The 21,790-nt window shown below is 36.6% G+C and carries 22 protein-coding genes and 1 pseudogene; 20 read left to right on the top strand and 3 right to left on the bottom strand.

Translation table 11 applies throughout. The features are described 5' to 3' along the window. Positions 1 to 7: 7 nt before the first annotated feature. Positions 8 to 1,387, top strand: a complete 1,380-nt coding sequence (locus KBP46_RS04160) for an MBL fold metallo-hydrolase RNA specificity domain-containing protein (RefSeq protein WP_123278322.1) — start codon at positions 8 to 10, stop codon at positions 1,385 to 1,387. Here KBP46_RS04160 and KBP46_RS23490 read toward each other — a convergent pair. Genes KBP46_RS23490 through KBP46_RS23480 form a run of 3 tightly spaced genes read right to left on the bottom strand, consistent with a single transcriptional unit; the run spans position 1,327 to position 2,683 of the window. After that, complete coding sequence (locus KBP46_RS23490; protein WP_253297194.1) at positions 1,327 to 1,803, bottom strand: divalent metal cation transporter; 477 nt, start codon at positions 1,801 to 1,803, stop codon at positions 1,327 to 1,329. The genes KBP46_RS04160 and KBP46_RS23490 overlap by 61 nt on opposite strands. After that, the gene (locus KBP46_RS23485) at positions 1,800 to 2,522 is read right to left on the bottom strand and encodes an NRAMP family divalent metal transporter (protein ID WP_253297193.1); all 723 of its coding nucleotides are present in this window, start codon (positions 2,520 to 2,522) and stop codon (positions 1,800 to 1,802) included. Before KBP46_RS23485 ends, KBP46_RS23490 begins: the two co-directional genes overlap by 4 nt. Then, complete coding sequence (locus tag KBP46_RS23480; RefSeq protein ID WP_253297192.1) at positions 2,507 to 2,683, bottom strand: hypothetical protein; 177 nt, start codon at positions 2,681 to 2,683, stop codon at positions 2,507 to 2,509. Before KBP46_RS23480 ends, KBP46_RS23485 begins: the two co-directional genes overlap by 16 nt. Before the next feature lie 415 nt (positions 2,684 to 3,098). Here KBP46_RS23480 and KBP46_RS04150 point away from each other — a divergent pair, with 415 nt between their 5' ends. The 19 genes and pseudogenes from KBP46_RS04150 to KBP46_RS04055 all read left to right on the top strand — a co-directional run bounded on the left by KBP46_RS04150 (position 3,099) and on the right by KBP46_RS04055 (position 21,760). Next, positions 3,099 to 3,755 carry a MarR family winged helix-turn-helix transcriptional regulator gene (locus tag KBP46_RS04150; RefSeq protein ID WP_216444710.1) on the top strand — a complete coding sequence of 219 codons (657 nt, stop codon included), beginning with the start codon at positions 3,099 to 3,101 and terminating at the stop codon, positions 3,753 to 3,755. A gap of 42 nt (positions 3,756 to 3,797) precedes the next feature. Next, positions 3,798 to 5,288 (top strand): NAD(P)/FAD-dependent oxidoreductase, encoded by a 1,491-nt coding sequence (locus KBP46_RS04145; RefSeq protein ID WP_062669936.1) that lies wholly within the window; start codon positions 3,798 to 3,800, stop codon positions 5,286 to 5,288. A gap of 1 nt (position 5,289) precedes the next feature. After that, positions 5,290 to 6,126: a phytoene/squalene synthase family protein gene (locus KBP46_RS04140; RefSeq protein ID WP_216444709.1), complete on the top strand. Its 837-nt coding sequence runs from the start codon at positions 5,290 to 5,292 to the stop codon at positions 6,124 to 6,126. Between the two features lie 57 nt (positions 6,127 to 6,183). Continuing rightward, a complete protein-coding gene (locus KBP46_RS04135; RefSeq protein WP_120230990.1) occupies positions 6,184 to 6,651 on the top strand; it encodes an SRPBCC family protein in 468 nt (155 codons plus the stop codon). 1 nt (position 6,652) lies between these two features. Then, complete coding sequence (locus KBP46_RS04130) at positions 6,653 to 7,105, top strand: sterol desaturase family protein (RefSeq protein WP_216444708.1); 453 nt, start codon at positions 6,653 to 6,655, stop codon at positions 7,103 to 7,105. After that, a complete protein-coding gene (locus tag KBP46_RS04125) occupies positions 7,102 to 7,791 on the top strand; it encodes a lycopene cyclase domain-containing protein (protein ID WP_123278316.1) in 690 nt (229 codons plus the stop codon). The genes KBP46_RS04130 and KBP46_RS04125 overlap by 4 nt, the downstream gene beginning before the upstream one ends. Further along, complete coding sequence (locus tag KBP46_RS04120; RefSeq protein WP_062669926.1) at positions 7,781 to 8,329, top strand: lipocalin family protein; 549 nt, start codon at positions 7,781 to 7,783, stop codon at positions 8,327 to 8,329. The genes KBP46_RS04125 and KBP46_RS04120 overlap by 11 nt, the downstream gene beginning before the upstream one ends. Before the next feature lie 26 nt (positions 8,330 to 8,355). Next, complete coding sequence (ribA, locus tag KBP46_RS04115; protein ID WP_062669924.1) at positions 8,356 to 8,946, top strand: GTP cyclohydrolase II; 591 nt, start codon at positions 8,356 to 8,358, stop codon at positions 8,944 to 8,946. 316 nt (positions 8,947 to 9,262) lie between these two features. Beyond that, the gene (locus KBP46_RS04110; protein WP_062669922.1) at positions 9,263 to 9,562 is read left to right on the top strand and encodes a hypothetical protein; all 300 of its coding nucleotides are present in this window, start codon (positions 9,263 to 9,265) and stop codon (positions 9,560 to 9,562) included. Positions 9,563 to 9,795: 233 nt separating this feature from the next. Then, a complete protein-coding gene (locus KBP46_RS04105; protein WP_123278314.1) occupies positions 9,796 to 10,470 on the top strand; it encodes a MarR family winged helix-turn-helix transcriptional regulator in 675 nt (224 codons plus the stop codon). Positions 10,471 to 10,679: 209 nt separating this feature from the next. After that, positions 10,680 to 10,940, top strand: coding sequence for a hypothetical protein (locus KBP46_RS04100; RefSeq protein WP_238590563.1), 261 nt, complete (start codon positions 10,680 to 10,682; stop codon positions 10,938 to 10,940). A 137-nt stretch (positions 10,941 to 11,077) separates the two neighbouring features. Next, a pseudogene (locus tag KBP46_RS04095) lies at positions 11,078 to 15,425 on the top strand (CusA/CzcA family heavy metal efflux RND transporter). 2 nt (positions 15,426 to 15,427) lie between these two features. After that, complete coding sequence (locus KBP46_RS04085) at positions 15,428 to 16,582, top strand: efflux RND transporter periplasmic adaptor subunit (protein WP_216444705.1); 1,155 nt, start codon at positions 15,428 to 15,430, stop codon at positions 16,580 to 16,582. A 41-nt stretch (positions 16,583 to 16,623) separates the two neighbouring features. Beyond that, positions 16,624 to 17,088 carry a heme-binding domain-containing protein gene (locus KBP46_RS04080; protein WP_062669915.1) on the top strand — a complete coding sequence of 155 codons (465 nt, stop codon included), beginning with the start codon at positions 16,624 to 16,626 and terminating at the stop codon, positions 17,086 to 17,088. Between the two features lie 74 nt (positions 17,089 to 17,162). After that, positions 17,163 to 19,670 (top strand): cation-translocating P-type ATPase, encoded by a 2,508-nt coding sequence (locus KBP46_RS04075; RefSeq protein WP_216444704.1) that lies wholly within the window; start codon positions 17,163 to 17,165, stop codon positions 19,668 to 19,670. A gap of 36 nt (positions 19,671 to 19,706) precedes the next feature. Then, positions 19,707 to 20,096, top strand: a complete 390-nt coding sequence (locus KBP46_RS04070) for a hypothetical protein (RefSeq protein WP_062669911.1) — start codon at positions 19,707 to 19,709, stop codon at positions 20,094 to 20,096. Between the two features lie 70 nt (positions 20,097 to 20,166). Further along, positions 20,167 to 20,610 carry a thioredoxin family protein gene (locus KBP46_RS04065; protein WP_120230997.1) on the top strand — a complete coding sequence of 148 codons (444 nt, stop codon included), beginning with the start codon at positions 20,167 to 20,169 and terminating at the stop codon, positions 20,608 to 20,610. Positions 20,611 to 20,615: 5 nt separating this feature from the next. Next, positions 20,616 to 21,542, top strand: coding sequence for an FAD:protein FMN transferase (locus KBP46_RS04060; protein WP_216444703.1), 927 nt, complete (start codon positions 20,616 to 20,618; stop codon positions 21,540 to 21,542). Beyond that, on the top strand, positions 21,539 to 21,760 hold the full coding sequence (locus tag KBP46_RS04055; protein WP_062669905.1) for a DUF4266 domain-containing protein: 222 nt from the start codon (positions 21,539 to 21,541) through the stop codon (positions 21,758 to 21,760). The genes KBP46_RS04060 and KBP46_RS04055 overlap by 4 nt, the downstream gene beginning before the upstream one ends. Positions 21,761 to 21,790 lie beyond the last annotated feature (30 nt).

Here is a 21,790-nt window from a genome sequence, read left to right as displayed (position 1 = left end):
TATTACCATGAACGCTATAACTCTAACATCACTCGGCGGTGCAGAAACTGTTACCGGATCGAAGCATTTATTAAAAACTCCTGAACTTACAATCTTAATTGATTGTGGCTTGTTTCAGGGAGTAAAATACCTTAGAGAGCAAAACTGGATGCCACTGAATACCGATGTTTCGGAAATAGATGCCATTATTCTTACCCATGCTCACCTTGATCATTGCGGATATATTCCGCTTATCGTAAAGAATGGATTTAAAGGTAAAATTTACATGAGTGGCCCTACTAAGGAACTTACAAAGCTAATATTACTTGATAGTGCCAAACTTCAGGAGGAAGATGCTGAAAAAGCCAACCGTCATCATTATACAAGACATAATCCGGCAAAACCTTTGTATACGATAAATGATGCAGAAAGATCTTTTAAACAGTTTTATGTGATTGATGAAAATGAGGAAATTAGACTAAGCGATCATATAAGCTGTATGTTTAAACCCTGTGGACATATTATAGGAGCGTGCTCTGTAAAAATTACCTGCTTTGGGAAAATAATAGTTTTTTCTGGAGATATTGGAAGAAATCACAGTGCAGTTTTAGCTCCTCCCGATTTTTTTTTCCAAGCTGATTTTTTGGTTATGGAATCAACTTATGGGGACAGACTTCACGAAAATAAAGACTTGTCTGATCAGTTGGAGTATTGGATTAATAAAACCCTAAAAGACCGGGGAAATATAATTATTCCCTGCTTTGCGGTTGGACGGGCACAGGAAATCATGTATATCCTTCAGGAACTTAAAAACAAAAATAAAATCCCAGTCAGTATTCCAGTGGTTCTGGATAGCCCTATGGCAGCTTCAGCCACCGAAATCATGGTCAGGTACTCTGGATACACTTTGGTTGATACCCAGAAATGGAATGATATTATTGAAAAGATTTATATCACAAAAGATTATACTGAAACTCAGGAAATCATCGCAGAAAAAAAATCAAAAATTATCATTGCGGGAAGTGGTATGATTACTGGCGGAAGAGTGCTGGAATATCTGAAACACTATATTGGGGACAGTAGAAATACGGTCCTCATTGTTGGATTTCAGGCTGAAGGTACAAGGGGTAGAGCACTGCTCAACCGGTCTCACGAGCTGAAAATGCACGGGAAATTCTATGAGGTCAGAGCCCATATTGCAGAAATCACGGGACTATCTGCTCATGCAGACCAGTCTGAATTAATAGAGTGGGTTAAAAAATATGAAATTCCTCCCAAGCAGATTATGCTTGTTCACGGAGAATCTTCTGCATTGGAGGCACTTAGGGTGAAAATTCAAACAGATCTTCAGGTTCCGGTTAAAATTCTTAAAAAAGATGAAGAAATTATTTTAACACAAGTGGAATAGGGAATTATTATTGAAATAGTAAACAACATTGCCACAGAAGCGGTGGCCATAAAGAAAAATGTCGCCCATAATAAACTTTTTGAAAGCCATCTGCTTTTAAATTCTCCCATAATACTTTCACTTGCTGATATCCGGATAATCAGAAACAAAAGAGGTACAGCTGCTATGCCATTGAGAACTGCGGTATAAACAAGAGCTTTTACTGGGTTTATACCAATAAAATTCATACAAAGGCCAATAAGGGTAGAAATAATAATAACCATATAAAATCCTTTTGCTTTTGTAAATTTCATATCTAAACTGGCTTTCCAGTTAAGAGCTTCTGAAACGGCATAAGATACTGATCCTGAGAGAACGGGGACAGCAAGCAAACCCAGGCCGATGATGCCGATGGCAAATATAATTTTGGATATCAATCCAGAATTTGGAATGACTGCACTAAAGGTTCCAAAGCTTTTGCCGCATCAGCTGCGGTATTAATATCTGTTATATTAGCGCTGTGCAAAACGGTTCCTCCGACCAAAATAATACACCATGTGGTAAATTCGGAAATGATCATGCCTATATTATTATCTTTTCTCATCGCATGAATATGACGCCATCCGATTTGGGGTTTCCCATCTTGTATTAACCCCTTTTTATTTTCTTCTTCCACTTCCTGTGAAGCCTGCCAAAAGAACATATAAGGGGTAATAGTTGTTCCAAACACTCCGGTTATTATGAAAAGAAAATTAAATGAAAATTCAAAATGAGGAATAACAGAGGCTTTTAGTATTTCTTTCCAGGGTTGATCAATGATGAATACAGTAAGAGGGTAGGCAAGAAGAGACAATGCCAGCCACTTTAGAAATTTTGAATACACCTGGTAGCTGGTGAATATCTCCAAGACCAATATACTGATAGTAAAAACAAGCATCAGTATGATAATATCAACAGGGATAATTAATTGTGCGGCAGCGGCCATTGCTCCAATATCCGCCCCGATATTAATCGTATTGGCAATCACCACAAGCCCTACTGAACTGTACAATATTCTCTTACTGTAATGCATTTTGATTACTCCCGTAAGCCCCTTACCGGTAACCATTCCTATTCTTGCACAAGCTTCCTGTACCGCAATCATAAAGGGAAGCATATAAAGTGCTGTCCATAACCAAATTGAGCTCCTGTCTGAGAATATGTTGCAATTCCAGACGGATCATCATCGGCAGCACCAGTCGTTAATCCCGGACCTAATAACCCAAAGAATTTTCTTATCCTCCTGGTGTGGGTTTGAACGTAACGTTTGGCAGACATATCGTAATAAAGATTTGTTTTCTACAAGATACTATTAAAATGACTAATAATCAATATGTTTTTTCAATTCCATTATACATAATATATTGCAATACATACATTAATAATTAAAAAAGCCCGGGATTTATATTGTAAAATAGCGACCAAGTCAACAGGGTAATCTTATTAAAGCGTTTGATATTTATAAATATTAAGTTTATAAATATACTATATGTTTTTAATTTCTTTCTTATGATTTCATTTTTTTAATCTAATTGATGATATGTAAAATATTGTTTATTAGTGTTTTATTGTTTTATTTCCTTTTGTTTAAAACCCAATCTTTGTATTTCTTTAATTAATAATTTTTAAATAAAACAATTTAAAGTATATTTATATACATATTTTAGTATATTTGTATACTAATTTGATTGATATGAATTTTGATCTTTTAAAATCAGTTTTGGAACTTGTTCATCAATTCATTCAGCAAAATGAAAATAAGGCGTTATATAATAATGATCTTCAAGGGTTTATACATTGGATTAATGATTGCCATAAAAATCCTTCTGAATCAGAAAATCCTTGGTGGGTAGGGAAGGAGTTAGGAAGAAGTTCCGAGAGTATTATTAATACTTTACTTATAAGAATAGGACGGTTTGCGAAAATGTATTCCCGTTCAATTGGGAATTCTGTTTTTTCAAGCCAGGATGATTTTATTTATCTGATCAGTTTAAGGACAAGGGGAGCAATGTCTAAAATGGAACTTATCGGCCATAATGTAAGTGAAAAATCATCAGGGATACTAATTATTAACCGTTTGATTCATAATGGTTGGGTTGAACAGACAAAATCTCAGGAAGATAAAAGAAAAAAATATATTCAGATAACAGAAAAAGGAATTTCGGTGCTTGAGGAGCATATGCAGGAGATTCGTAAAGTTTCAAAGATAGTGGTGGGGAATTTGACCCGTTCTGAACAAATGTTACTCATTACCATACTTTCTAAATTGGACAAATTCCATGATTCTTTTTACAAAATGAATTTGACAAATGCCAGTTTGCTGGATATGGTGAATAAGGAACTTAATTGATACGATATAAGATTATCTGTTAAAACTATTAGATAAATACCAATGAATACTGGAAACTTAAGAAAGAGAATTGCAGTGATAGGTTCTGGATTTTCAGGACTCTCAGCAGCTGCTTATGCCGCAAAATCCGGCAATGAAGTGCATGTATTTGAAAAGCATAACCAACCTGGTGGCCGTGCAAGGCAGTTTAAAACAGATAAAGGCTATGTTTTTGATATGGGCCCTAGCTGGTACTGGATGCCTGATATTATTGAGAGATTTTTCAATGATTTTGATTGCAAAGTGTCTGATTTTTTTACACTTGTTTCCTTAGACCCACAGTTTGAAATGGTTTTCTCAGGAGAAAAAGTTTCTGTTCCTGGAGATAATGATGCTATAAGAGAACTTTTTGAAGCAACAGAAAGTGGAGCAGGTAATCAGTATGACAGATTTATGGAGTCTGCTAGATTTAAGTATGAAATCGGAATGAAGGAATTTGTTACCAAGCCCTGCTACAGCTGGCGTGAATTTGCTTCTTTAAAAATAGCAAACAGTGCTCTCAAGCTTGATCTTCTCAGTAATTTCCGAAAGTATGTATCAGGATACTTTTCTGATGAAAAATTAAAATCTCTGATGGAGTTTCCGGTTATATTCCTCGGAGCTTCTCCCCAGCAGATTCCTGCCCTGTACAGCCTTATGAATTACGGAGGCTATGTTTTGGGCACAAAATATCCTATGGGAGGCTTTTATCAACTTGTTCTTGCTATGAAAGAGGTAGGAGAAAAACAGGGTGTAACGTTTCATTTTAATCATGAAGTACAAAAAATAAATACGGAAAAAGGAAAGGTATCTTCCATACTAGTGGATGGTAAAACATATGAATTTGATGCGGTCATTGCTTCATCAGATTATCATCATACAGAAAGACTGCTTCCCAAATCGCTCAGAAACTATAAAGATGAATATTGGAAGACGAGAACCTTCGCCCCCTCTTGTCTTATTTATTATTTGGGAATAAGAGGAAGAATACCCCATTTAAAACATCATACTTTGTTTTTTGAAAATGAACTTGATAATCATATAGATTGTATTTATAAAAATAAAAAATGGCCCAAAAAGCCTCTCTTTTATACATGTTGCCCTTCCAAGACAGATCCGGATGTAGCTCCTGAAGGTTGTGAGAATCTTTTTTTACTGCTACCCCTTGCCCCTGGAATACATGATGAGGAACCTGTTAGGGAAAAATATTTGATGGAAATGCTTGAAAGAATTGAAAAACATACCGGTGAAACCGATCTTATTTCCAGAATTGAATATAAAAGAAGCTATTGTGTAAGCGATTTTATCTCTGATTATAATGCTTATGAGGGTAATGCCTACGGGTTATCTAATACTTTATCACAGACGGCAGTTTTAAAACCCAAGATAAGGAACAGAAAGATCGGGAATCTGTTCTATACAGGACAGTTGACGGTTCCTGGTCCCGGAGTTCCTCCCTCGGTAATTTCAGGGAAAATTGTGGCGGCTGAAGTTAGTAAACTAAAAATAAAATAATATGAAAAAGCTGTTTGATGAATTGTCTTACGAAGTAAGTAAGTACACTACACAAAAATACAGTACCAGTTTTTCGTTGGGAATACTTGCCCTCAAGCCTGCTATCAGGCCTGCTATTTATGCTATTTATGGTTACGTGCGCCTTGCAGATGAAATTGTAGATAGTTTTCATGGCTATGATAAAGAAAAGCTTCTGAAGAGATTAAAAGCGGAAACCTATGAAGCGCTTGAAGATAGAATATCACTCAATCCTATTTTGCATTCATTTCAGGAAACGGTTCGGAAGTATGATATTGATATAAAGCTGATCAATCAGTTTTTACATAGTATGGAAATGGATCTTCATAAAATTGATTATAATTCTGACCTGTACAAAGAGTATATATACGGATCTGCAGAAGTTGTAGGATTAATGTGTCTGCAGATATTTACAGAAGGTGATAAGCAGCAATATGATAAGCTTAAACCCTTTGCAATGAAATTAGGATCTGCTTTTCAGAAAGTAAATTTTTTGCGGGATCTTAAAGATGATTATCAGCTTTTAGGAAGAACTTATTTCCCATCTCTGAATATGTCAGTCTTTGATAATATAGTAAAAACGCAGATTGAAAATGAAATTGAACAAGAATTCAAAGAAGCATTGCAGGGAATTAAGAAACTGCCAGGATCATCCATTTTCGGAGTATACCTTGCCTACAGATACTATCTTTCCCTGTTTGAGAAAATAAAAAGAACAAGCTCCCAGAATATGTTGCAGCAAAGAATCAGAATTGCCAATTCACAAAAGTTGCTGGTTGCGTTCAAAAGTTATATCCGTTACAAATCTGCTTATTTCTGACCGTAGAATACAGGATTAAAATGATTGTTGAAGTGTTTAACAATTGATAAAAAATAAATGATGTACAGATTATACAGAGAGCAACAGCTGAGTTGCAGCATTGAAACGGCATGGAGTTTTTTTTCATCGCCTCATAATTTATCAGAAATAACCCCTGAGAGCATGGGCTTTGTTGTTCTTTCCGATGTTAAGGATAAGCCTATTTTTAAAGGAATGGAAATAGATTACACAGTTTCTCCAGTGCTGGGAATTCCGATGAAATGGAAAACCGTTATAAGCCAGGTAAAAGATCATGAAAGTTTTACAGACTTTCAGAAAGAAGGTCCATACAAGTACTGGAATCATTTTCATGAATTTATCCCTAATGAGAATGGAGTACTCATGAAAGACACAGTAGATTATGAACTGCCGATGGGAATTTTAGGTAAAATAGCCCATCAGTTATTTGTAAAAGAAAAACTCAGAAGTATTTTCGATTTCAGATACAGAGTTCTGGATGATCTTTTTAACGATAAACATAATTAAAATGAATATTCTGATCGTTTTGGGAGTATTTATTTCAATGGAAGGAGCTACATGGCTGATCCATCGGTATATTATGCATGGCTTTTTGTGGTTCCTGCACCGGGATCATCATGATCATATTCATGATGGCAAGCTTGAAAGGAATGATTGGTTCTTTTTCATTTTTGCAAGCCCGGCTATTGCTTTATTATATCTGGGAGTACAGCAGAATTTCAGTTATTGGTTTTTTATCGGTCTGGGAATAAGCCTCTACGGAATGGCCTATTTCTTTGTGCATGATATTTTTATTCACCAGAGAGCAAAAATTTTTACAAAAGCAAAAAACCCTTACTTCCTTGCCATAAGACGGGCCCATAAGCAACATCACAAACATTTGGGTAAAGAAAAAGGAGAATGTTTTGGCTTTTTGTGGGTTCCTGTTAAATATTTTAAAATGTATTTCAATAAAAAATGATGCCTTATACTTACATACTGATTAATTTTTTCACGATCATTATTTGCTTTATTGCATCTTTTGACAGAAGAATACAGTTTAGCAGATTTTTTGGAAAGTTTCTTCTGTCATCGACCATTGTGGGAGTTCCTTTTATTGTCTGGGATATATGGTTTACCGCAAATGGAGTATGGTGGTTTGATCTCAATTATACCTTAGGATTTAAAATAGCAGGACTTCCTGTTGAAGAATGGCTGTTTTTTTACTGTATTCCTTTTGCATGCGTTTTCACTTATTACTGCATTGAGAAATTCTATCGTCTTGATTGGGCTGGTGCTTTTAATAATCTCATCGTATTCACGTCATTTATTATTCTTGGTGTGGTTGGTTTTCTTTATTATGAGAGAATATACACGCTTCTTACCGTAATTGTAACACTGCTTACCCTATTTTATCTTCATTTTATTGTTCAAAAAGAATGGATAGGAAAGGTTAGTCTCGTATATCTGATATTGATGCCCGGTTTTTTTGCAGTGAATGGAATCCTGACAGGTTCTTTTATTCCTTCGCCGGTTGTTAATTATAATCCCGATGACTTTTTAGGGATTAGAATGGGAACTATCCCTGTAGAAGATGCCGTTTATGGTTACAGTCAGTTTTTACTTAATATTTATTTCTTTAAAAAAGTAACTAAAAATGAAAAATAAATTCATTCTTACATTATTATCAAGTTTCACGTTGTTAATCATTTTGTTTTCTTGTTCTTCTATGCCCGAAAAAGCGCAGCCTATTGATCGATTTGATGTCAATAGATATTTAGGAACATGGTATGAGATAGCCCGATTCGATTATCGCTTTGAAAAAGATCTTGATAATGCAATCGCTCAGTACAGTCTTAATGAGGAAGGAAATGTAAAAGTAGTCAACAGCGGGTATAATTTTAAAAAGAATAAATGGGTGTCTGTTAATGGAACAGCTAAATTTAGAGGAGACAAGAACACTGCAGCTCTGAAAGTGAGCTTTTTCGGCCCTTTTTACAGCGGATATAACGTCGTAGCCCTGGAAGATTACAAATACGCCTTGATTGCTGGAAAAAACTTAGATTATTTGTGGATTCTATCCCGTGAAAAGACCGTTCCCGAAAACATAAAACAAAATTTTCTCAGTAAAGCTCAGGAGATCGGTTATGATACTTCAAAATTGATATGGGTAAAACAAGACAGAAAAAGTCCGTTTGAAAAATAGATTATATTAACTTAAAATCAGAAAAAATGCTCAAAATACAAGCTCGATCAAAAATACCTACAGAATATGGGATGTTCATGGTGTATGCATTTTCGGAGAATGAAGAAGACTGGAGTCCACATCTGGTTTGGGTAGCAGACAATACAGATTTTAATACAACTGTCAATGTTCGTTTTCATTCAGAATGTATTACAGGAGAAGTTTTTCATTCCAAAAAATGTGAATGTGGACAACAACTTGATGCTGCTATGAAATATATGTCGGAAAATGGAGGAGTGATCATTTACCTTCGTCAGGAAGGAAGAAATATCGGAATCATTAATAAACTCAGGGCATATGAACTTCAGGAGAAAGGATTGGATACTGTTGAAGCCAATTTGAAACTAGGGCTCCCGGCAGACGGAAGAAACTTTGACATAGCCGTTGAAATGTTGAATATTTTAGAGGTCGGGAATATTAATCTGTTGACCAACAATCCGGATAAGATCAGATCAATAGAGAACAGTGGGATTATTCTCAACAACAGAATTCCTTTGGAAATTGATTCCAATGAAGTGAATGAAAGTTATCTTGTGAAAAAGAAAAAATACTTTGGCCATCTTTTAGAGAAGATTTAATGCCTTTTGGGGATAATGTTTTAGGATACATTTAAATTCAAATGTCATGGGAAAAATTCTGCTAACCGGTGATACCGGATAAATTGGCAAAAGAATGATCAGCGTCATAGTAGCATAAGGACATAAAGTGATATACTGCTGCAGAGAATATTGTAGGATGCATTAAAGATTATGTCATTGGTTATGAGACGCATAATTAAATGAAGTGTGGTTTTTAAAATGATGATTTAATATTTTAAGATATTTTTAACATATTAACGGACGTTTTAGGCATGGAAATTGTTTATTTATATACCAATTACTAAAATATTATATTATGAATAATTCAGATTATAACAAAGCGGAAAATGCAGTTAATGAAACAGAAAACTCTTTAAAAAATGCGGCTGATAATGCAAAATGGAAGATCAGTGAATTAGCGGATAAAGCAAAAGATTATATCAATGAAAAAAGAGATAATGATCAGGAAGCGACGCAGGAAGACTGGTTAGATAAGGTAAAATCAAATGTGTCCGAGGCATGGGAAGATATTAAAGATAAAGCCGATGAAGCTTGGGAAAGTACAAAAGATGCTGCTGAAGATGTGAAGGCTGAATGGAGAAAAAGAACAAATTAATTCAAAGACCTCATACGACAAGCTGTCCGAAACTTTATCAGTTTCGGACAGCTTTCTTAATTTTTAATTTGGTTTATTTATATTCTTTTTTGCTTGTTGAGAGATTTACATAAATGTTTCAAAAATAGTAATTGGTTCCTCTTTTTATTATTCCTTGAATAGACACAATATGCAGTGAGCAAAGAATTGATATTAAATTAAAAGCAGGTATATTTGCATAGTATTTAATTGAAATGAATTTTACCCTTATCAAAGAATTTATGACTCTTCTTGAGCAATTTGAGTCAGAGAATAAAACATCTTCACATTCTTATCCACCTACTATTGAAGGCTTTAAATCATGGATTTCCGGTGGAGAGAACCTTGTTGATGAGCCGTATTGGGAAGGAAAGGAGAATGGCAGGAGTGCTGAAAGTGCAATTAGTACCTTACTGGTCCATATAAACCGATACGCTAAAACCTATTCAAAGTCAGCTATTATTAATTCTGAATTTTCTACTCAGGAAGACTTTATTTACCTTATCAACTTAAAAGCTTTTGGCGAAATGACCAAAATGGCACTTATCAAAAAAAATATACATGATAAGCCAGTTGGCATGCTTGTTATTGCAAGGCTTCTTCGTCAGAAACTTGTGGAGCAGACAGAGTCTGATATGGACAAACGAAGCAAGCTCATCCGTATTTCAGAAAAAGGATTGATTGTTCTCGAAAGACAAATGGAAAAAATTCGTCAGGCAACGAATATTGTTGCCGGAAATCTTACCTATAAAGAAAAGATGGATCTCATTCGTATTCTTAACAAGCTTGATGCTTTCCATTATCCTATTTTTTCGCGAAATATTAACTCTGATGAACTCATTAATATTGTCTATGACGAATACGCTATCAACAAAAATATTATGGAGTAGTTTTTAGTAAAACTAAATATAAATATGTAATGATTAGCTTATTTAAAATTATTCTTAACTAAAAATTTGATAATTTTGATAGCGTGAGAAAGTTGATTTCCATATTGTTGCTATCATTGTTTTTAGTTTCTACAACTGAATTGTATCAGTTTTTGAAAATACCGCTCCTTATAGAGCATTATATAACGCATAAAAATCTCAATCCTGAAATGTCACTTGCTGCATTTCTGAAAACCCATTACGACCACCCTGTGAAAGACAGTGACCATGATCAGGACCAGAGATTACCTTTTGTATCACATGCAAACCTGTTGTCTGTGGTTTTCACTATTAATCCTTCCTTAGATTTTCATTGTGTAGAGAAGGTGTTTACTCCTATTGAAATCAAGAAGACCTTTTACAAAAGTGCGCTTTACAATAAGGAAATTCTTAATTCTATCTGGCAGCCGCCAAGATTTCGTCAATCTTAATCTGTTTTTCTCAGTCATTTTTTGATTGGGAAGGTATTCTCTTTCCTTATAGGTGTTTGCATGATATGTAGATGCTTGGGGCTACGTTTCAGGATACCAGAATTTCATTACAATAATTAAGATAATCAATCATTTTTATGCTTACAAAAATCATTGAGTTTTCTGTAAAGAATAAACTCATTATTGCATTGTTGGTATTGGGACTTATTGGTGTAGGCACCTATCAGGTTACCAAATTGCCAATAGATGCTGTTCCGGATATCACCAATAATCAGGTACAGGTCATTACGATGGCACCCTCTTTTGGTGCAACAGATATAGAACGGCTTATTACCTTTCCTATAGAACAGGCCAACAATAATATTTCAGGATTAAAGGAGATCAGGAGTTTCTCCAGGTTTGGACTTTCTCTGGTTACCATTGTCTTTGAAGATGATGTAGACATCTATTGGGCAAGGCAGCAGGTCGCCGAAAGGCTCCAACAGATACAGTCCGTTATTCCACAGGGAATAGGAAATCCGCAGCTTGGACCTATTTCGACAGGACTTGGCGAAATTTTCCAGTATGTAGTGAGGCCTGAAAAAGGATATGAAAAAAAATACAATATCACAGAACTCCGCACCATTCAGGACTGGATTGTAAGAAGACAGCTTTTGGGAGTAAAAGGAGTGGCAGAGGTGAGCAGCTTCGGAGGCAAGCTGAAACAATATGAAATTGCTGTAAATCCAGACAGGCTTAATGCCTATGGAATAACAATCAATGACGTATTTGATGCATTGCAGGCCAACAATCAGAATACAGGAGGTGCCTATATTGAGAAAGGGCCTACTGTTCTATATATCAGGAGTGAAGGGTTAGTAGGAAGTATTGAAGAAATCAACAATATTTCTATTGCGACAAAAACAAATGATGTTCCGTTGTTTATACGGGATATTGCTGAGGTAAAGCAGGGGTTTGCAACCCGTTATGGGGCCATGACCTTTAATGATGAGGGAGAAGTCTCTGGAGCTGTAGTAATGATGCTCAAAGGCGAGAACAGTAATCAGGTCATAAAAAATGTAAAGGAAAAAATTGCCCAGGTTCAGAAATCGCTTCCGAAGGGAGTGGTGATAGAGCCATTTCTGGACAGAACCAAAATGGTGAACAATGCCATTGGAACAGTAGAAAAAAACCTTACGGAAGGAGCATTGATTGTAGTCTTCGTACTCGTTTTATTTCTTGGGAATATAAGAGCAGGTTTGCTGGTTGCCTCTGTTATTCCTTTGGCGATGCTTTTTGCAATATGTATGATGAACCTCTTTGGAGTCAGCGGAAATCTGATGAGTCTTGGGGCTTTGGATTTCGGGCTGATTATTGATGGAGCAGTGATTATTGTGGAATCTGTTTTACATCAGTTCAGTCATAATTCAAAGTTTAAAAAGATTTTCTCTGTCGGAAAATCAGAAATGGATACCGTCGTTATAGAATCTGCAGGAAAAATGATGAACAGCGCTGTTTTCGGACAGATTATCATTCTGATTGTCTATCTCCCGATCCTTACCCTGCAGGGAATTGAAGGCAAAATGTTTAAGCCTATGGCCCAGACCGTAGCTTTTGCACTGCTGGGAGCATTTTTGCTTTCATTGACCTATATTCCAATGATGAGCGCGTTATTGCTTAGAAAAAGAAGCGGTAAGCCTACATTATCAGACAGAATGATGAAAAAGGTAGAGAAGGTATATCTGGCAGTTTTGCTCAAACTTCTCAGAGCGCCCAAAATAGTTTTTGGGATAGTGGCAGTCTTATTTATAACTGCTGTTTTCATTTTGTCCAAAATGGGTGGTGAATTTATTCCTTCCCTTGAAGAAGGTGATTTTGCCGTAGATACCAGGGTTTTGCCTGGAAGTAATCTGACGACAACTATCGAAAGTACCCAGAAAGCAGCACACATTCTCAAATCCAGATTTCCCGAAGTGGAAAAAGTGGTCACAAAAATTGGAAGCGGGGAAGTTCCTACAGACCCGATGCCGATGGATGCTTCTGATATGATGGTTATTCTAAAAGATAAAAAAGAATGGACTTCAGCGTCCACTTTTCCGGAGCTGGCTGATAAAATGGGGAAACAACTGCAGGATGTACCGGGAATTACTGCCAGCTTCCAATATCCTGTTCAGATGCGTTTTAATGAACTGATGACCGGGGCAAGACAGGACGTCGTGATCAAAATTTTTGGGGAAGACCTTGATGTGCTTTCCCAAAATGCACAGAAGCTCGGGAAAATTATAGAAACAGTGGAAGGAACCCAGAATCTCTATATAGAACCTGTTTCGGGAATGCCGCAGGTAATCATTGAATACAACCGTCCTCTGATCGCTCAGTACCATTTATCTGTTTCAGATATCAACCGGGTGGTTAATACCGCATTTGCGGGGCAAAGTACCGGATTGGTTTTTGAAGGTGAAAAACGCTTTGATATGGTCGTACGTCTGGATAACAAAGACCGGAAAAATGTTACCGATATTAAAAATCTTTTGGTTCCTACACCATTTGGAAATCAGATTCCGCTGTCCCAGCTTGCTAAAGTGGAAGTGAAGAATGGTCCCAACCAGATTCAGAGGGAAAATGCCCAACGAAGAATTGTAGTAGGTTTTAATATCAAAGGCAGGGATGTTCAGAGTATTGTAGAAGAACTTCAGCAGAAGGTAGATCAGAAAATGAAACTTCCTACAGGATATTATATGACGTATGGAGGTTCGTTTGAAAACCTCAATAATGCCAAACAGCGTCTCATGATAGCAGTTCCCATTGCTCTGGCTCTTATTTTCGTAATGCTTTTCCTTGCCTTTAATTCCGTTAAAGAAAGCTTGTTAATTTACACCGCGATTCCACTTTCTATTATTGGTGGTGTATTTCTGATGGCACTTAGAGGAATGCCTTTCAGCATTAGTGCGGGTGTGGGATTTATTGCTCTATTCGGAGTGGCAGTACTCAATGGAATTGTGCTGATCTCAGAGTTTAACCGTCTTCAAAAGAGAGGAATTAAAAATATTGTAAGAATCATTACAGATGGTGGAGAGTCGAGGCTTCGTCCGGTGCTGATGACAGCATTTGTTGCTTCCTTGGGGTTTATTCCGATGGCTGTCAGCAACGGAGCAGGAGCAGAAGTACAAAGACCTTTGGCCACAGTGGTCATTGGAGGACTGATGGTCGCAACTTTTCTTACTCTGTTCGTCTTACCATTATTGTATGTAACTATTGAAAAAGGATTTAAAAATGAAAAAAATAAAAAATAAAAAAAAGATTTCCGTTCTGGTCTTTATTATATGTTTCGGTTTTGCGGGGCAGGTAAACTCCCAGACTTCCGTTACATTGCAGGATGCTGTTGATATTGCTTTGAAAAATAACAGAAATCTTAAAAATGAAAAATTAAAATCAGAATATACAAAAGCCCTTATCAGGTCATCATCTGATATTCCTCAAACGGGAGTAACAGTAGATTATGGTCAGATCAACAGTGCACTGACGGATATGAAATTCGGAATTTCACAGAATATCGCATTTCCGACTGTGTATAAAAAGCAGAAGAATGTATACACGGAAGAATGGAAAAAGTCTCTGCTGAATGTTTCTCTTAAGGAATATGAACTGAAGAAAGCGGTGAGTCTTACTTTTTATAATATCCTGTATGCGAAACAAAAAGAAAAGCTGCTTCAGGAAACATTAAAGCTGTACACTGATTTTCTCGATAAGGCAAATATCCGTCTGAAAGCAGGAGAAAGCAATATTCTGGAAAAAACTACGGCTTCCAATCAGAAATCTTCTATTGAAATTCAGCTGAAGCAATTGCGCCAGGAGCTTACTATGCTGGGATATCAGCTTCAGTGGCTTTTAAATACAGAAACAGATTTTCTTCCTGAAGATCAGAAAATTTACCATGGAGGTCTTAAAGAGGAGCTTAGCTTGCATCCGGCTATTAAAGTATTACAGCAACAGAAAAATATTTCTGAACAGCAGATTGCCCTTGAAAAAGCAAAAATGCTTCCCGGACTTCAGCTGGCCTACAACCTCAACAGCTTTAGAGGGACGGGTGCTGATGAAAAAGTCTACAACGGTGCACCACAGTTTCATTCTGTACAGCTTGGGGTTTCGGTTCCTGTTTTTTCAGGCGGACAGAAAGCCAGAATTCAGGCCGCAAAAATTGCTGAATCTGTTGTGGACAGTGATATTGCCAACATGGAATTCAACCTGCAGAATCAATACAGAAAGGCATCCGGAATTTATCAGGCTAACCTTGATATTGTTTCGCAATACGAAAACTCGGAACTGAAAAATGCCGATATCATCACTGAAACAGCTAAAAAACAGTTTCTTGCCGGCGAAATCAATTATCTGGAATTTGTCATCCTGATCAATCAGGCGGTTACTTTAAAAAACAGCTATACCGATGCAGTCTGGAAACTGAATCAGAGTGCTATAGAGCTGGAATATCTCACTTTAAATCCATAACAATGAAACGTACATTTAAAATTATATCATATTCCCTGTCAATAATAGGATTGCTCATGTTTTATGAGTGTCGAGACCATGGAAAAGCCAAGCCGGCACCAGCCGCAGTATCTTCTAAAGATGAAAATGTTGTAACGCTTACGGATGCTCAACTGAAAAATGCACCTGTCGTAACAACGGTACTTTCTTTACAGAAGATTTCCTCTGTTTTAAAACTTAACGGAATGATAGATGTACCACCGCAAAATCTGGTTTCTGTCAGTATTCCTTTAGGCGGATACCTGAAATCGAGCAGCCTGCTTCCGGGAAAGCCGGTATCAAAAGGGCAGGTGATTGCAGTGATAGAAAATCCACAGTTTATTCAGCTTCAGCAGGATTATTTAATGGCAAAATCTAAAAATCATTTTGCCCAATTGGATTATAACCGCCAGAAAACCCTTAACCAAAGTCAGGCCACCAGCGATAAGGTAATGCAGCAGGCTCAGTCTGAAATGAACAGTCAGAAAATCCTGATGAACTCCCTGGCTCAGCAGCTCCGCCTTATCAATATCAATCCTGAATCTCTCAATTCGGGAAGTATTCAAAAAAGTGTACCGGTTTACAGCAGTATCAATGGCTTTGTAAGCAAGGTCAACGTGAATATTGGTAAATATGTGAATCCCTCCGATGTCCTTTTTGAACTTATTAATCCGGATGATATTCATCTAAATCTCAAAGTATATGAAAAAGATCTGGCAAATCTGAAGAAAGGGCAGAGGTTTGCTGCCTATACCAATGCCGAACCTGATAAAAAATACTATGGTGAAATTCTGCTGATCAGCAAAGATGTAAACCCGGGCGGATGGGCTGAAGTACACTGTCATTTTGAAAAATATGACCAGAGTCTTGTACCGGGAATGTATATGAATGCCGAGATCGAGACCAGTACTTCTTTTTCCAATGCTGTTCCCGAGCAGAGTATTGTCAATTTTGAAGGAAAAGACTTTGTCTTCGTTGAAGAAAAAAAACAGACCTACCGATTGACTCCTGTAACATTAGGTGAAACAGAAAACGGATTCGTACAGATTATGAATACTGACGATTTTAAGAATAAAAAAATAGTCATCAAAAATGCATATACACTTCTTATGAAACTTAAGAACACTGCAGATGAATAAAATTATAGTAAAATAAAAGAACTTATCAATAAATACAAATTATGAAAACATCATCTTTAATAAAAACAGGAGCAGGTTTTATAGCCTTGTTTCTGATTGTGATTCAGTTTTTTGATACTGATAAAAATATTGCAACAGTTCCTTCGGATAATGCCATTGAAAAACATTATCAGGTTCCGGTTCATGTACTGGGATTATTAAAAACAAGCTGTTATGACTGCCATTCCAACACCACGGCTTATCCATGGTACAATAACATACAGCCTGTAAAATGGTGGCTGGCAGATCATGTGAACTCAGGAAAACGGCATCTCAATTTTGATGAATTTAACAGTTATTCAAAAGAGAAAAAGTTAAAGAAACTTGATGAGGTTGCAGAAACCATCAGAGAGGGCGAAATGCCCCTTACATCCTATACTGTTGTTCATCAGAATGCAAAGCTGACTGATACCCAAAAGTCAGAAATTGAACAATGGGTAAATGAGGTGAAAAAGCAGATTGAATAGGAGGCTGTAAAAAACAGAAATAGTACCCTGATATAACAAAACAATCAGTAAATTTAATATCATATCCATTTCGTATGAATTACAATATACCGGAAAATTTGAAAGGGCTTACAGAATCTGAAGTAGCCGCTTCCAGAAAAAAATACGGATATAACCGTCTCGAAGCGGTTAAGAAAGAATCATGGGCAGATCTTCTTCTCAACATCCTTAAAGAACCGATGCTGATTCTTCTTATCTGTGTTTCCTTCATTTATGTGCTTACAGGAGATTATGGCGAGGCTTTATTTATGTTTGCTGCTATTGTTGGAGTTACTGCAATTTCTTTTTATCAGGATAACCGGAGCAAAAAGGCACTGGAAGAACTTGAAAAATTGAATGAACCCTTAAGTAAGGTAATTAGGAATTCAAAGATTATAGATATTCCCACTTTTGAAATAGCAGTTGGTGATCTGTGTATTACCGAAGAAGGAAACCTCATCAATGCGGACGGAAGAATTGTTCATAGCAACGATTTTTCTGTCAACGAATCTTCCCTTACCGGAGAGAGCTTTTCTGTTTTCAAGGACAGCAAATCTGAAGATAATAAAGTCTATAGCGGAACAATTACAGTTTCCGGACTTGCGGTTTTTGAGGTTGAAAATATTGGAAAGGAAACAAGAGTAGGAAAAATAGGACAGTCCATACTCAATATAAAAACAGAAATATCTCCTTTACAGCTTCAGATCAGGAACTTTGTAAAGGGGATGGCTGTTATCGGGCTCATCATCTTCCTGGCAGTATGCATCTTCAGCTTTGTCAAAACAGGAGATTTTGTGACCAGTTTATTGAGTGGGCTTACATTAGCAATGTCTGTTCTTCCTGAAGAAATTCCTGTAGCCTTTACGACCTTTATGGCCTTGGGCGCATGGAAACTGATGCGGGAAGGAATTATTATTAAACGAAGCAGTATTGTAGAAACGCTGGGAAGCGTTTCTGTAATCTGTACTGATAAGACAGGAACGATTACGGAAAACTCCATGCAATTGAAACATCTATATGATTACCGTTCTGACAGAACTTATGAAGAAACAGAGTTTGAGACAACAGTGCTGCATGAACTCATTGATTATGCGATGTGGAGTAGTGAACCTGTACCTTTTGACCCCATGGAAATAACACTACATAAGGTCTATGAACAGAATCGTAAGCCTGATCAAAGAAAAGACTATCAGCTGTTTCATGAGTACCCGTTGGAAGGTAAACCGCCGATGATGACCCATCTTTTTGAAAATGAGCAAAAAGACAGAATTATAGCAGCTAAAGGAGCTCCGGAAGCCATTATAAGTGTTTCCAGTCTTTCAGAAGAAGAAAAAAATAAAATAAGAACGTTAATAAAGAATTTCGGAGAACAGGGATACAGAGTTCTCGGTGTTGCCAGATCTCATTTTGAAGGAAATGATTTCCCTGACAAGCAGCAGGATTTTAAATTTGACTTTTTAGGTCTGACTGTATTTTATGACCCTCCTAAAAAAGGAATAAAAGAAGTTTTTAAACATATCTATGATGCCGGTATTAAAGTAAAAGTCATTACAGGAGATAATGCAGATACTACAAGAGCTATTGCATTGCAGGCAGGAATAGAAAACAAGACTCTGCCTGTTAATGGAAGTGAAATAGCAGGGTATTCACAAACAGAGCTTATAAAAGTTTCAGAAGATACCACTTTGTTTACAAGAATGTTTCCTGAAGCAAAGCTCGAAGTGGTTTCTGCCTTGAAAGCTCAAGGCCACGTAGTGGCAATGCTGGGAGATGGTGTGAATGACGGGCCAGCTTTAAAGGCAGCTCATATTGGAGTGGCCATGGGAAATAAAGGGACTGAAATTGCCAAATCAGCCGCAGCACTGGTCATCACCAATGATGATCTGGATAAACTCGTAATTGGGGTTGCTGCAGGAAGAAGAATTTATGCCAATATAAAAAAAGCGGTCCAGTATATTATTTCTATTCATATTCCTATTATACTCACTGTTTCTTTACCTTTGTTTTTGGGTTGGGTATTTCCCCATATTTTTACTCCGGTGCATGTGATTTTTCTGGAACTGGTTATGGGGCCGACGTGTTCCATTGTTTATGAGAATGAACCAATGGAAAAAAATGCGATGCAAAGGCCTCCGAGGGCATTGACAGATACTTTTCTGAACTGGAGAGAGCTCACAATAAGCATTATTCAGGGGATCATCATTACGGCAGGAATACTGTGGATATATCAGTATTCTCTTGGTCTGGGGAATGATGAATCTAAAACTAGATCATTGGTTTTCAGTACTTTAATATTTTCTAATATATTACTCAGTCTGGTAAACAGGTCTTTCTATTATAGTATTTTTGAAAGTTTTAAAAATCGTAACTTTTTATTGACAGGAATTTCCGTGTTGGTTCTTGTATTATTGCTTTTTATTCTTTATGTAAAGCCGGTATCAGCATTCTTTAGTGTAACTCCGCTTGAAGCAAAAGAATTGGGAATGACATTGATTGTTGCTGCTATTTCAGTTTTGTGGTTTGAGCTTTATAAGTTGATGAAAAGATATTTGGGAAGAAGATAAAAATATTTGTAATAAAATATTTCATAATTTTGAATAGTGAAAAAGTTGATTTCCATATTGTTGTTATTTTTATATTTGGTTTCCACAACCGAATTGTATCAGCTTTTGAAAATCCCGGAATTGGTCGAGCATTATTTCGAACATAAAGAATTGAATCCGGATATGACACTTACCGCATTTCTAAAAACACATTATGATCATCCTGTGAAAGATGGAGATTACGGTAAAGATCAGAAACTTCCGTTTATCATACATTCTGCCCCTTTGTCATTGGTTTTTACGATAAATCAGGGATTCAGTTTTGAAACGGGACCATATCATTTCAGTTCTTTAGAATGTCATAAAATCCCATCAAAAGATGAAGATCTTTGTTATAAAGGATTTCTGAATTCCGTATGGGAACCACCAAGGGTTTCTTTTATATAATTCAGTCTCAATTTGGTTTGTGCTCACAGACCAACATCATCAATTATTTTATATCATTAATTTTATAATAATGAAAACACTATTTTCAGCCATATTAATGGTTGTATTCGCTATTGGCATTCATGCGCAAAGCCGTTTGGAAAATGCCAAAAAACAAGCTTCCCAAAATAAAGAACTTATCTTATTGAATTTTTCAGGTTCAGACTGGTGTATTCCGTGCATCAAACTTCACAAAAATATCATAGAAACTGATGAATTTAAAAAGCTGGAGTCGGAAAATTTCATCGTTTATATCAATGCAGATTTTCCAAGAAATAAAAAGAATCAGCTTTCCTCTGAACTGAAAAAAGAAAATGCTTCGCTTGCCGATCAATACAATCAAAAAGGATTATTTCCTTATACATTGTTATTGAATTCTGAAGGAAAAGTCCTGAAAAGCTGGGAAGGACTGCCTTCGGAAGATGCGCTGGCTTTCAGCAAAGAGATAAAAAGTATAAAAGAAAATCAAAAATAAAAAGTATGGTAAGAGAATTCAAAAGACCTCAGAAACTAATGGGGAACGCTTTTGAAATTACTGTTGTAAGCGATGATGAAAAGTTGGCAAATCAGCATATCGATGCAGCGATTAACGAGATTCGGAGAATTGAAAAGCTCTTGACGACATTCAGTGAGGAAAGCCAGACCAATCTCATCAATAGAAATGCCGGAATCACGCCTGTAAAAGTGGATTGGGAGATTTTTGACCTGATTGAAAGAAGCCTTAGAATCAGCAGAATAACAGACGGATATTTCGATATTTCCTATGGTGGAATCGATAAAAGTTTCTGGAATTTCGACAAGGAAATGAGAGAGCTTCCGAATCCTGAACTGATTAAAGATCATCTGAAACTAGTAAATTATCAGAATATTATTCTTAACCGCGAAGAGCAAACTGTTCTGCTAAAAGAAAAAGGCATGCGGATTGGCTTTGGAGGAATCGGTAAGGGGTATGCTGCTGAAATGGCAAAACAGATGCTTCAAAACAGAGGTGTCACTTCCGGAATTGTAAATGCTTCAGGAGATTTAACGACCTGGGGAAATCAGGCAGACGGAAAGCCCTGGACTGTGGGAATTGCCGATCCTGATAACGCAAAACAGCCGTTTTCTTATATGAATATTACAGATATGGCGGTTGCAACTTCGGGAAATTATGAAAAATTCGTCGTTATCAACGGTAAAAAATATTCTCATACCATCAATCCCAAAACGGGAATGCCTGTTTCGGGCGTAAAAAGTGTTACGATCTTTTGTCCTAACGCAGAAATTGCAGATGCAATGGCAACTCCGGTAAGTATTATGGGAATTGATGCGGCCCTCCATATGATCAACCAGATCAACCATCTGGAATGCATCATTATTGATGATCAGGACAAAATTTATTCATCTCAAAACATTAATCTAAAATGAAAAACCTTATAAAAATATTCGGCTTCTTACTAATCACAGTTGCTTCAGTACAGTCTTGTACAACGGTAAAAGAGTACGAGAAAAACAAATTAAACGATGCCGAAATGGCTCTTGGAAACAGAAAAATTGAAAAAACCGAACTGAGCTTTCAATCGTACAGAGAAGGATCTTCAGGTGCGAATGCAGGAAAAGTAGGTGGCGGTTGCGGATGTAATTAAAAAGAGTAATCGTAAAATTTAATTGTGATT

Source organism: Chryseobacterium sp. PCH239, from assembly GCF_018924625.1.
GTDB classification, from domain to species: Bacteria; Bacteroidota; Bacteroidia; order Flavobacteriales; family Weeksellaceae; genus Chryseobacterium; species Chryseobacterium cucumeris.
The sequence above is the reverse complement of the archived record's forward strand: the minus strand, read 5'-3'. Positions and strand labels throughout refer to the sequence as shown.

Coding starts and splice junctions, on each gene's coding strand:
- KBP46_RS04075 (WP_216444704.1), top strand. CDS start 17,163: ATGAATTACAATATACCGGAAAATTTGAAAGGGCTTACAGAATCTGAA.
- KBP46_RS04105 (WP_123278314.1), top strand. CDS start 9,796: ATGAATTTTACCCTTATCAAAGAATTTATGACTCTTCTTGAGCAATTT.
- KBP46_RS04100 (WP_238590563.1), top strand. CDS start 10,680: ATGTCACTTGCTGCATTTCTGAAAACCCATTACGACCACCCTGTGAAA.
- KBP46_RS04080 (WP_062669915.1), top strand. CDS start 16,624: ATGAAAACATCATCTTTAATAAAAACAGGAGCAGGTTTTATAGCCTTG.
- KBP46_RS23480 (WP_253297192.1), bottom strand. CDS start 2,683: ATGTCTGCCAAACGTTACGTTCAAACCCACACCAGGAGGATAAGAAAA.
- KBP46_RS04065 (WP_120230997.1), top strand. CDS start 20,167: ATGAAAACACTATTTTCAGCCATATTAATGGTTGTATTCGCTATTGGC.
- KBP46_RS04120 (WP_062669926.1), top strand. CDS start 7,781: ATGAAAAATAAATTCATTCTTACATTATTATCAAGTTTCACGTTGTTA.
- KBP46_RS23485 (WP_253297193.1), bottom strand. CDS start 2,522: ATGCTTCCCTTTATGATTGCGGTACAGGAAGCTTGTGCAAGAATAGGA.
- KBP46_RS04150 (WP_216444710.1), top strand. CDS start 3,099: ATGAATTTTGATCTTTTAAAATCAGTTTTGGAACTTGTTCATCAATTC.
- KBP46_RS04140 (WP_216444709.1), top strand. CDS start 5,290: ATGAAAAAGCTGTTTGATGAATTGTCTTACGAAGTAAGTAAGTACACT.
- KBP46_RS04110 (WP_062669922.1), top strand. CDS start 9,263: ATGAATAATTCAGATTATAACAAAGCGGAAAATGCAGTTAATGAAACA.
- KBP46_RS04125 (WP_123278316.1), top strand. CDS start 7,102: ATGATGCCTTATACTTACATACTGATTAATTTTTTCACGATCATTATT.
- KBP46_RS04130 (WP_216444708.1), top strand. CDS start 6,653: ATGAATATTCTGATCGTTTTGGGAGTATTTATTTCAATGGAAGGAGCT.
- KBP46_RS04055 (WP_062669905.1), top strand. CDS start 21,539: ATGAAAAACCTTATAAAAATATTCGGCTTCTTACTAATCACAGTTGCT.
- KBP46_RS04085 (WP_216444705.1), top strand. CDS start 15,428: ATGAAACGTACATTTAAAATTATATCATATTCCCTGTCAATAATAGGA.
- KBP46_RS04145 (WP_062669936.1), top strand. CDS start 3,798: ATGAATACTGGAAACTTAAGAAAGAGAATTGCAGTGATAGGTTCTGGA.
- KBP46_RS04160 (WP_123278322.1), top strand. CDS start 8: ATGAACGCTATAACTCTAACATCACTCGGCGGTGCAGAAACTGTTACC.
- ribA (WP_062669924.1), top strand. CDS start 8,356: ATGCTCAAAATACAAGCTCGATCAAAAATACCTACAGAATATGGGATG.
- KBP46_RS04060 (WP_216444703.1), top strand. CDS start 20,616: ATGGTAAGAGAATTCAAAAGACCTCAGAAACTAATGGGGAACGCTTTT.
- KBP46_RS04135 (WP_120230990.1), top strand. CDS start 6,184: ATGATGTACAGATTATACAGAGAGCAACAGCTGAGTTGCAGCATTGAA.